Origin of the sequence: Geomonas sp., assembly GCF_035254065.1 — a bacterium.
Classification (GTDB): domain Bacteria; phylum Desulfobacterota; class Desulfuromonadia; order Geobacterales; family Geobacteraceae; genus Geomonas.
In genome coordinates, this window is the sequence record NZ_DATFBA010000178.1 from 1 (window position 1) to 8,541 (window position 8,541).

Sequence of the window (8,541 nt, forward strand, 5' to 3'; positions counted from 1 at the left end):
TATCCCAGCGTCGGCACCGCTGCGGGCAGGGTCCATGGTCTCGGGGGACGGCAGCACCATCAAGATAGCCGTGACTCCGCTGACGGAGCTCGCCTATCGGCAGGCGGTGGCCGCCGCGGCCGGTGGCACCCCCATCGGCACCGCCATCACCAACGCCAACAACCAGGTCTCCAGCACCTTCGGCATCGACGTACTCCAGGTGCAGCCGGTGGATGCGACACAGACCGCGCTGGAGGGGGCGACCATGGAGCAGAGGGCATACGTCCTGGCCCTGGCCGGCATTTCCCAGCTGTCGATGACCGGCAACCTCTCCCTCGCCGATACCATTGGGCACATGATGCAGTCGGAGGCGCCCGCAACCGATGTGACGACAGCGCAAAACGACTTCCTGGCCAACAACTCGCGCAACAGGACGGGGTACAAAAGGATGACCGCAGCCCTTTCCCTTGCCGGGCTGGGGTCGCTAAAGGCGGGAGCGGTCGATTTCACCATCACCCTCCCCCTCACCAGCATGGTGAACACCAGCAACGGTGCGCTGGCATCGTGCGAGTACACGCTAAGCGATGCGGGGAGCGCTAACTCAGTGCTGGCGACGACCAGATTCACTCCCGCCACGGCGAATGCTGCACCACGTCTGCGCATGATCGTGATCAATACCAACCTGATCTCCGACGGCCAGTTCGCCACCTTGCACTTCAACGTTCCCTTCGCCGCGGCGGCAAGGGACCTCCAGGTGCAAAATCTGGCCGTGAAAGATCAAAACGGCGCCACCATAACCGGTGTCACCTTGACCGTGCAGTAAGCGGCGTGCAGTAAGCGGCATAAACAGGTCTTTAAATGAAAAGGGATGCCGCTTGGCATCCCTTTTCCATACCCCTCGCCCCTTTAGGGGAGAGGGTGCCCGAAGGGCGGGTGAGGGCCAACTTTATCCTGATTCAACAACCTAACATCCGGAAATGAAGCGGTGCTCCCCCTCCCTAACCCTCCCCCTTCGGGAGAGGGGCCTGTCCCTCACCCCCTCCCCTAGAGGTTGGGGGAGAATGATCGCGCTCAGCTCAGAGGGAGGGTACTCCCTGGATAGGGCGCAGCTCGCCCGGGGCGATCAGGAAGAAGAGTCGGAAGCCGCAGTACTTGTAGAACTCAGTGAAGAGGAGCTTGAAGCTGCCGCCGTGCAACCACCAGTCCTCCTTCACGTTGGCGGAGTCGACCGGGTGCGGGTAGATGGGGATACCCTTGGGGAGCGCGTTCCTGAAGATGATGGTGGCGCGCTTCATGTGGTAGCGGGAAGTGATCAGCTTGATGGAGGTGATCTTGTTTTTGGCGATCAGGTCGCCGGCGTAGATGGCGTTCTCCACCGTGTTACGGGAAGCCTTATCCAAAAGGACGTTCTCGGGGTGTGGCCCACGGTAGAGTTCGCGCTTCTTCACGGAGGGGTCCACCCCCACCAAAAGGAGCAGTCGCCCCTTACCCTGCTGGAAAAGCCTGATCCCTTCCTCGACACGCCCGCGCCCGCCGGTGAGGACCACGATCGCGTCGGCCCGCTGGTCATGTTGGCTAAGGGAATAGGTCTTGTAGACGAAATCGACGAAGAGAACGCCAACTATCAGTAAAAGCAGCACTAGCAGGGACAACAGCCCCTTGAAAACAGTCATCGATCGGCACCCTGATTACTTTTCGCAGCTGCAAGAATTTTGCTTGCATCAATGCGACTCATCTGCTATAAATAACGACTTCAGTAAACACCGGAGGGTAGAAGAAATGTCCAGAATTTGCGAGATATGCGGTAAAGGCCCTAGCTTCGGGAATAACGTCAGCCACGCCAACAACAAGACCAGCAAGATCTGGCGCCCGAACCTGCAGAAGATCAAGGCCGTGAGGAACGGTACCGTCAGGAGCATCAAGGTCTGCACCCGCTGCATCCGCTCCGGGCACGTACAGAAAGCCCTCTAGACCAAGAACTTCCTGCAAGTAATTAAAGCCGCGGCGCTCGATGCGCCCGCGGCTTTATTTTTGCCGCGCTTGCTGATCGCTGAAAGGGGACAGGCACCTGACGGATCCAGCCCCCCGGGAGCGCTTACGCGCAGCAGGCGGTCACCTCGATCTCGACCAGCGCGTTGCGCGGCAATCCCTTCACCTCCACGGTCACCCGCGCCGGAGGATTCTCCTTGAAGTAGCGCCCGTAGATGCCGTTCACGGTGGCGAAGTCCCCCATGTCGGCGAGATAGATGACCGTCTTCACCACGTCGGTGAATCCGACGCCGGCAGCGGTCAAAAGCGCCTCGATGTTCTTCATCACCCGCTCGGTCTCGGCCTCGATCCCCCCCTTGACCATCTCGCCGGTAGCAGGATCCAGCGCGATGGCTCCGGAAAGAAACAGGAAGCCGCCGGCCTTCACACCCTGGGAATACGGCCCGATCGCCTTAGGCGCCTGCTCGGTAGCGATGATTTCCTTTTCCATACGATCCTCCGCAATACTCCGCAAATCCCTCTTCCCTATCATACTCCAACTAGCCTGCGCCACCTACCCTCACCCCTGCCCCTCTCCCGTAGGGCGAGGGGGAAAGGCGGCAGAGGGCGTCATCGCCTTTAGCTCTTCAGCCTCTCCACCTTCAAGACGCCGCGCACCTTCATGATCGAGGCGAACACCTTCTTAAGGTGGTCCAGGTCGGTGACGTCGACCTCGAAGAGGTTCTCCCCCTTCTTGTCGAGCGTGGACTGGATGGAGGCGCTGGAGATGTTCGCCTCGCAGTTGGTGATGGCGGTGGCGATATTGGCGAGTATCCCCTTTTCGTCGTTGCAGACCACCCGGATCCTGACCGGCAGCGCGCTCTTCTTCCCCCGGCTCCAGGCAACGTCCACCCGCCGCTCGGGCTCCAGCGAGAGGCCGAACGGGCAGTCCGCGGTGTGCACGGTGACGCCGCGCCCGCGGGTGATGAAGCCGATGATCTCGTCGCCGGGCAGCGGGTTGCAGCACTTGCCAAAGCGGACCAGCACGTCCTCGACGCCGCTGATCTCGATGGCGCTGGACGATTTCCCCTTCAGCCGGTCGATCACCTTGCCGATGCGGGTCTCTTTGCGCTCCTGGGCCGCCTCCAGCTTCTCGGTGGGGATCAGCTTGGAGAGGATCTGGTGCGCGGAGAGCTTGCCGTAGCCCACCGCCGCCATCAGGTCGTCTTCGGTCTGGAAGCTGAACTCGTGCGCCACCTTCTTCAGCTCACCGCTCTTCTGGAACTTGCCGAAGTTCTGCGAGTAGCGCCGGAAATCCTTCTCGCAGATCTCGCGGCCAAGCGAAATGCTCTTGATCCGCTCCTCGGTCTTCACCCAGGCGCGGATCTTGTTGCGCGCACGCGAGGTCTTGACCAGCTTCAGCCAGTCCTTGGAGGGGGTGTGGTGCGGGGAGGTGATCACCTCGATGATGTCGCCGGTCTTCATCTCGTACTTGAGCGGGACCAGCTTGCCGTTCACCTTGGCGCCCACGCAGCGGTGCCCCACGTCGGTGTGCACGCTGTAGGCGAAGTCGATGGGGGTCGACCCCTTCGGGAACCCCTTCACGTCACCCTTGGGGGTGAAGATGAAGACGTCCTCCGGGAAGAGCTCGACCCGGACGGTGTCCATGAACTCCTTGGAGTCGTCCAGTTCCTGCTGCCATTCGAGGAGCTGACGGATCCAGGTGAAGCGCTTGGCCTCCTTCTCGTCGTACCCCTTCCCTTCCTTGTAGCTCCAGTGCGCGGCGATGCCGGACTCTGCCACCCGGTGCATCTCGAAGGTCCTGATCTGGACCTCCATCCGCTCCCCCAGGGGACCGATCACCGTGGTATGCAGCGACTGGTACATGTTCCCCTTGGGCATGGCGATGTAATCTTTGAAGCGTCCCGGGATCGGCTTCCAGGTGGAGTGGATGATCCCCAGCACCTCGTAGCATTCGCGGATGTCGTCCACCGACACCCTGATGGCGATCAGGTCGTAGATCTCGTCGATGTTGACGTTGCGGCTTTCCATCTTGCGCCAGATCGAGTAGAGGTGCTTGGAGCGCCCGGAGACGTCCCCCTTGATGCCGTGCTCCTCGAGCTGCCGCTTGATGATGTCCTTCACGGTGGTGACGTAGGACTCCCGCTCCTGCTTCTTCTTGGCGACCTTGGAGGCGAGATCGTAGTAGAGCTGCGGCTCCAGGTAGCGGAAGGAGAGGTCTTCGAGCTCACCCTTGACCCAGGAGATGCCGAGCCGGTTGGCGATCGGCGCGTAGATGTCCAGGGTCTCCTTGGCGATGGTGCGCTGCTTCGCCTCCGGCTGGTACTGCAGGGTCCGCATGTTGTGCAGCCGGTCGGCGAGCTTCACCAGGATGACCCGGATGTCGTTGGCCATGGCCAGGAGCATCTTGCGGAAGTTCTCGGCCTGGCTCTCTTCCTTGGTCTTGAAGTGGATCTTGCCGATCTTGGTGACGCCATCCACCAGCCTCGCCACCTCGGCCCCGAACAGCTCCTCCAGTTCCTCATGGGTGGTCAGGGTATCCTCGACCGTGTCGTGCAAAAGACCGGTGACCACCGCGGCCAGGTCCAGGCGCAGGTCGGCCAGGATGCCGGCCACCTCCATGGGATGCACCAGGTACGGCTCACCGGAAAGACGCGTCTGTCCCTGATGCACCTTGGCGCAGAAGACGTAGGCCTTCCTGAGCAGGTCCAGATCGCACCCCGGGTTGTAAGCGGAAACTTTTTCGAGTATGTCGTTGAGTCGTATCATCGCGCCCGTTCGTTGCGAAACAAGAAGAGGCCAACGGTCCGGGGGCAATCCCCTTTGCCGCTGGCCTCAGCCAAGCGTCAAAAAAGGGAGCCGCGCGCAGCTCCCCTCCTTTTAGATCAACGTCCTTTTTTGCCGAGTTCGCAGCCGATCTTGCCGGCGGCGATCTCCCTCAGCGAAACGACCACGTTCTTGTTGGCGGCCCTGTTGTCGATGAGCGGCTTCGCGCCCTTGAAGAGCTGCTTCACGCGCTTGGAGGCGAGCATCACGAGGAGGAAGCGGTTGTCCACCTTCTCGAGACAATCTTCTACGGTTACCCTGGCCATATCATGCTCCTTATAAAAAATGAAATTTTTACGTTGTTAGAACTCGAAAGTGGAGGAGAGCGATCCCAGGAGCCGGAAGGCCCGGCACTGCTCGGCGATCAGCACACTCTTCAACTGCTCGACCGCCACTTCGAACTTGTCGTTGACGATGATGTAGTCGTACCAGCGCGCTTCCTTGATCTCGCCCGAAGCGTTTTTGATCCTGCGCTCGATGACTTCCTGGGAATCGGAGGAGCGGTTGTCCAGCCGGCGCCGGAGCTCGGCGATGCTGGGGGGGAGCACGAAGATGTAGACGCCCCCTTCGAAACGGCTCTTGAGTTGACTCGCCCCCTGGCAGTCGATATCAAGGATGAGGTCGATCCCCTGCGAGCGGCATTCCTTCAGGACCGCCAGCGAGGTGCCGTAGAAGTTGCCGTGGACCTCGGCCCACTCGGCGAACTCCCCCGCCTCGACCATGCGGGAAAATTCTTCCTTCCCCACAAAAAAATAATCACGCCCATGCACCTCTCCGTTACGCGGGGTGCGAGTCGTGTAGCTGACAGAATGCCGTAAGTTCGGGAAAATGTCAATTATTTCCTTGCATAGCGTAGTCTTACCGGCGCCGGAAGGGGCCGAAATTACGTAAAGTACACCTTCTCGTTTCGTGCTGTTCACTTGCTTTTTCTCCACCTGCGGCTCCGTTTTCGGAAGCCTTACTCTATGTTCTGCACCTGCTCACGAATTTTTTCCAGCTCGGCCTTCAATTCCACCACGGAGGCGGCGATTTTGGCGTCGTTTGCCTTGGAACCGATGGTGTTGACCTCGCGGTTGATCTCCTGCAGCAGAAAATCGAGCTTGCGCCCCACCGGTTCGCTTTTTTCCAGGGTCTCGTCGAACTGCCGCAGGTGGCTTTCCAGACGGACCAGCTCCTCGGTGATGTCACACTTGTCCGCCAGAACGGCCACCTCCAGGGCGAGCCGCTCCTCGGGGAGACCGCTCTCCGAGCAGAGCTGACCGATGCGCTCCTTGAGCCGGGCTGCGTACTCGGCGACCACCGAGGGTGCGCGCTCCGCCACCTGGGCGATCAGCTGCTTCAGGAGCTCGCGCCGCTTCACAAAATCGGCCAAAAGGGATTCCCCCTCGAAGCGCCGCATCTCGTCGACCTTGTTGAGCGCGTCGGAGAGCGCCGAGATCAGCTCCTCCGGGATCTCCTCAAGGGCGACCTCGGTCTCCGCCGCTACCGTGATCACGTCCCGCTGGGAGGCGATCAGGCCGATGCTCACCTCCTCACCGATGCCCAGCGCCTCGCGGATGCTGTTCAAGGCCCGGTGGTAGCCGCGCGCCAAGGGGAGGTTGGCGGTCGGCATGCCGAGCGTGATCCCCCCTTCCACCTGGATGAAGACATCGATCTTGCCGCGCACCAAGAGCTCCGCGGTCCGCTTCTTGATCTCGTTTTCGAACTGCATCAGGGCGCGGGGAAGCTTCACGGTGATCTCGCCGTAGCGGTGATTCACGCAGCGGACCTCCACGGTGATCCTGCCACCGCCGTAGGCCGCCTCCCCCTTGCCGTATCCTGTCATGCTCCTGATCACTGCGCCCTCCTGATTTCCTTGCGCTATTTTTTCTCGAAAAGCTTCTTCTCCCAACGCCAGGCGTCGGAGACGATGGTGGTCAGATCGTTGTAGCGGGGGACCCAGCCGAGCACGCCGCGGATGCGCTCGGCTACCGCCACCAGGTTGGCAGGGTCGCCCGGGCGGCGCGGCGCCTCGGTGACGGCGAAGTCGACGCCGCTCACCTTCTTCACCACCTCGATCACCTCGCGAACGCTGCTTCCCTGGCCGTAGCCGACGTTGATGACGGTCGACTCGCCCCCCTTTTTCAGGTAGTCGAGCGCGTAGAGGTGCGCGGAGGCCAGGTCCTCGATATGGATGTAGTCACGGATACCGGTGCCGTCCGGGGTCGGGTAGTCGGTGCCGAAGATGGAGACCCCCGGACGCATGCCGAGGGCGGCCTGGCAGGATACCTTGATCAGGTGCGTGGCATCCGGGGTACGCTGCCCCATCCTCGCCTGCGGGTCGGCCCCGGCCACGTTGAAGTAGCGCAGGGCGACGTAGTTGAGGCCGTGGGCTAAGCCGGCATCGCGCAGCATCCATTCGCTCATCAGCTTGGAGGTGCCGTAGGGGTTGATGGGAACGGTGGGGGTGGTCTCCGAAGCGGTGCCCCCTTCCGGGATGCCGTAGACCGCGGCAGTACTGGAGAAGATGAAGCGCTCGACACCATTCTCCACGCAGGCCTGCAAAAGGCCCAGGGTGTTCTTGGTGTTGTTGGAGTAGTACTTGAAGGGGAGGCTGACCGATTCGGGAGCGACGATGAAGGCGGCGAAGTGCAGAACCGATTTGCAGCCGGTCTCCCGGATCACTGCGTTCAGCTTGGCGGTGTCGGCCAGGTCAGCCACCACCAGCCGCTCACCGTGAATGAGGGCGTCGGCGGATCCGGTGGAGAGGTTGTCGTAGACCACCACCTCGTGTCCGGCCTCGGAAAGCTGCCTCACCACGTGACTTCCGATATATCCAGCCCCGCCGGTAACCAGTATTGGACTCATGGGGGATTCTCCTTATCAGTCATCAAAATGAAAGGAGGGTCTAGCCTTCCGACTAAACCCTCGGGTGCAGGGGATTCCAACTCGGTGAATGAAGGGTCGCCATCTCGATCGGCGACCGGATTCCTGCTCATCACTGCGAGGGAGTTGCACCGGATTGAAGGGGTTGGCCCGACAGCGTTGCTCCGCTATCGGCCCAACATTTATAGCACCTACCCTTGAGCCATGCAACCATTAAAGCTGCCGAAATGGGCACTTTGCGCGGCTTTGGACAGGATGTGCCGAACCTTTAGTGCCCCGGGGTGCCGGGGGTACCGGTGGTCCCGCCAGTGCCTGCTCCGCTGGGGGTTCCCATGGTGCCGCCGGTCCCCGCACCGCTGGGGGCTCCCGTGGTCCCCTCGGGACCGGTGGTGCCGGTAGCAGTGGTACCGTGATGTTTCTTGGGCGCCTTGGCTTTCTTTGCTTTCTTCTTCTTGGTGGACTTCTTCTCCGCCTTGGTGCCGGTGTCGGCATTCATGCCGGGCTGGCTGCCGGTCGCCGGCTGGGACTCGGTACCGTTGGATGGCTGCTGGGCAAAGGAGAGCCCGGCGAAGGCAAGCAGACTGAGAGCGCTAACAACGACGGAGAGCAGTCTTTTCATGGTGTTTCCTCCTGTTATTTTTATTAACTTTAACCAATATCAAAGCAGTGATCATGCCAAGCCCTCGCTTGCCGAAGGAAGGCGCCTCCGTCACCCCCCACCAAACACCCAGACTCCAAACCCACCGCAAATGCTCCCAACGCTCCCTTATTTGCGGCAACAGCCAGTCATGACGCCTCACCGCCCCGCCCGGTGGAAGGATAAAAGGAGTTCCCGCTGATCGCGGCAAGGCCGATTCCACCCTTGACAAGACAAAGCCATTC

General features: G+C 61.1%; 10 protein-coding genes. 2 read left to right on the forward strand and 8 right to left on the reverse strand.

Features of this window, described 5'->3' with window-relative positions; genetic code table 11:
• The coding region (locus VJ604_RS08670; RefSeq protein WP_414652403.1) for a hypothetical protein at window positions 1–802 on the forward strand (802 nt) is incomplete at its 5' end.
• 253 nt (window positions 803–1,055) lie between these two features.
• On the opposite strand, the gene VJ604_RS08675 is transcribed toward VJ604_RS08670, so the two are convergent.
• Window positions 1,056–1,652 carry a YdcF family protein gene (locus VJ604_RS08675; protein WP_324081610.1) on the reverse strand — a complete coding sequence of 199 codons (597 nt, stop codon included), beginning with the start codon at window positions 1,650–1,652 and terminating at the stop codon, window positions 1,056–1,058.
• Window positions 1,653–1,758: 106 nt separating this feature from the next.
• Here VJ604_RS08675 and rpmB point away from each other — a divergent pair, with 106 nt between their 5' ends.
• Window positions 1,759–1,950 (forward strand): 50S ribosomal protein L28, encoded by a 192-nt coding sequence (gene rpmB, locus VJ604_RS08680; protein ID WP_324081611.1) that lies wholly within the window; start codon window positions 1,759–1,761, stop codon window positions 1,948–1,950.
• A 124-nt stretch (window positions 1,951–2,074) separates the two neighbouring features.
• Here rpmB and VJ604_RS08685 read toward each other — a convergent pair whose 3' ends face one another.
• From VJ604_RS08685 to VJ604_RS08715, 7 genes are all read right to left on the reverse strand, one after another.
• A complete protein-coding gene (locus VJ604_RS08685; RefSeq protein ID WP_324081612.1) occupies window positions 2,075–2,458 on the reverse strand; it encodes a RidA family protein in 384 nt (127 codons plus the stop codon).
• Between the two features lie 128 nt (window positions 2,459–2,586).
• The gene (locus VJ604_RS08690; RefSeq protein ID WP_324081613.1) at window positions 2,587–4,737 is read right to left on the reverse strand and encodes a RelA/SpoT family protein; all 2,151 of its coding nucleotides are present in this window, start codon (window positions 4,735–4,737) and stop codon (window positions 2,587–2,589) included.
• A 116-nt stretch (window positions 4,738–4,853) separates the two neighbouring features.
• Window positions 4,854–5,060 carry a DNA-directed RNA polymerase subunit omega gene (rpoZ, locus tag VJ604_RS08695; RefSeq protein ID WP_324081614.1) on the reverse strand — a complete coding sequence of 69 codons (207 nt, stop codon included), beginning with the start codon at window positions 5,058–5,060 and terminating at the stop codon, window positions 4,854–4,856.
• Window positions 5,061–5,096: 36 nt separating this feature from the next.
• Entirely contained in the window at window positions 5,097–5,714 is a 618-nt protein-coding gene (gene gmk, locus VJ604_RS08700) for a guanylate kinase (protein WP_324081618.1), read from the reverse strand.
• A 38-nt stretch (window positions 5,715–5,752) separates the two neighbouring features.
• Entirely contained in the window at window positions 5,753–6,631 is an 879-nt protein-coding gene (locus tag VJ604_RS08705) for a YicC/YloC family endoribonuclease (RefSeq protein ID WP_324081615.1), read from the reverse strand.
• A gap of 23 nt (window positions 6,632–6,654) precedes the next feature.
• A complete protein-coding gene (gene galE / locus VJ604_RS08710; RefSeq protein ID WP_324081616.1) occupies window positions 6,655–7,641 on the reverse strand; it encodes a UDP-glucose 4-epimerase GalE in 987 nt (328 codons plus the stop codon).
• A gap of 286 nt (window positions 7,642–7,927) precedes the next feature.
• Window positions 7,928–8,278, reverse strand: coding sequence for a hypothetical protein (locus VJ604_RS08715; protein ID WP_324081617.1), 351 nt, complete (start codon window positions 8,276–8,278; stop codon window positions 7,928–7,930).
• Window positions 8,279–8,541 lie beyond the last annotated feature (263 nt).

What these genes read in the sequence shown, in the direction of transcription:
- VJ604_RS08675 (WP_324081610.1), bottom strand. Translation starts at nt 1,652, where the DNA reads ATGACTGTTTTCAAGGGGCTGTTGTCCCTGCTAGTGCTGCTTTTACTG.
- rpmB (WP_324081611.1), top strand. Translation starts at nt 1,759, where the DNA reads ATGTCCAGAATTTGCGAGATATGCGGTAAAGGCCCTAGCTTCGGGAAT.
- VJ604_RS08685 (WP_324081612.1), bottom strand. Translation starts at nt 2,458, where the DNA reads ATGGAAAAGGAAATCATCGCTACCGAGCAGGCGCCTAAGGCGATCGGG.
- VJ604_RS08690 (WP_324081613.1), bottom strand. Translation starts at nt 4,737, where the DNA reads ATGATACGACTCAACGACATACTCGAAAAAGTTTCCGCTTACAACCCG.
- rpoZ (WP_324081614.1), bottom strand. Translation starts at nt 5,060, where the DNA reads ATGGCCAGGGTAACCGTAGAAGATTGTCTCGAGAAGGTGGACAACCGC.
- galE (WP_324081616.1), bottom strand. Translation starts at nt 7,641, where the DNA reads ATGAGTCCAATACTGGTTACCGGCGGGGCTGGATATATCGGAAGTCAC.
- VJ604_RS08715 (WP_324081617.1), bottom strand. Translation starts at nt 8,278, where the DNA reads ATGAAAAGACTGCTCTCCGTCGTTGTTAGCGCTCTCAGTCTGCTTGCC.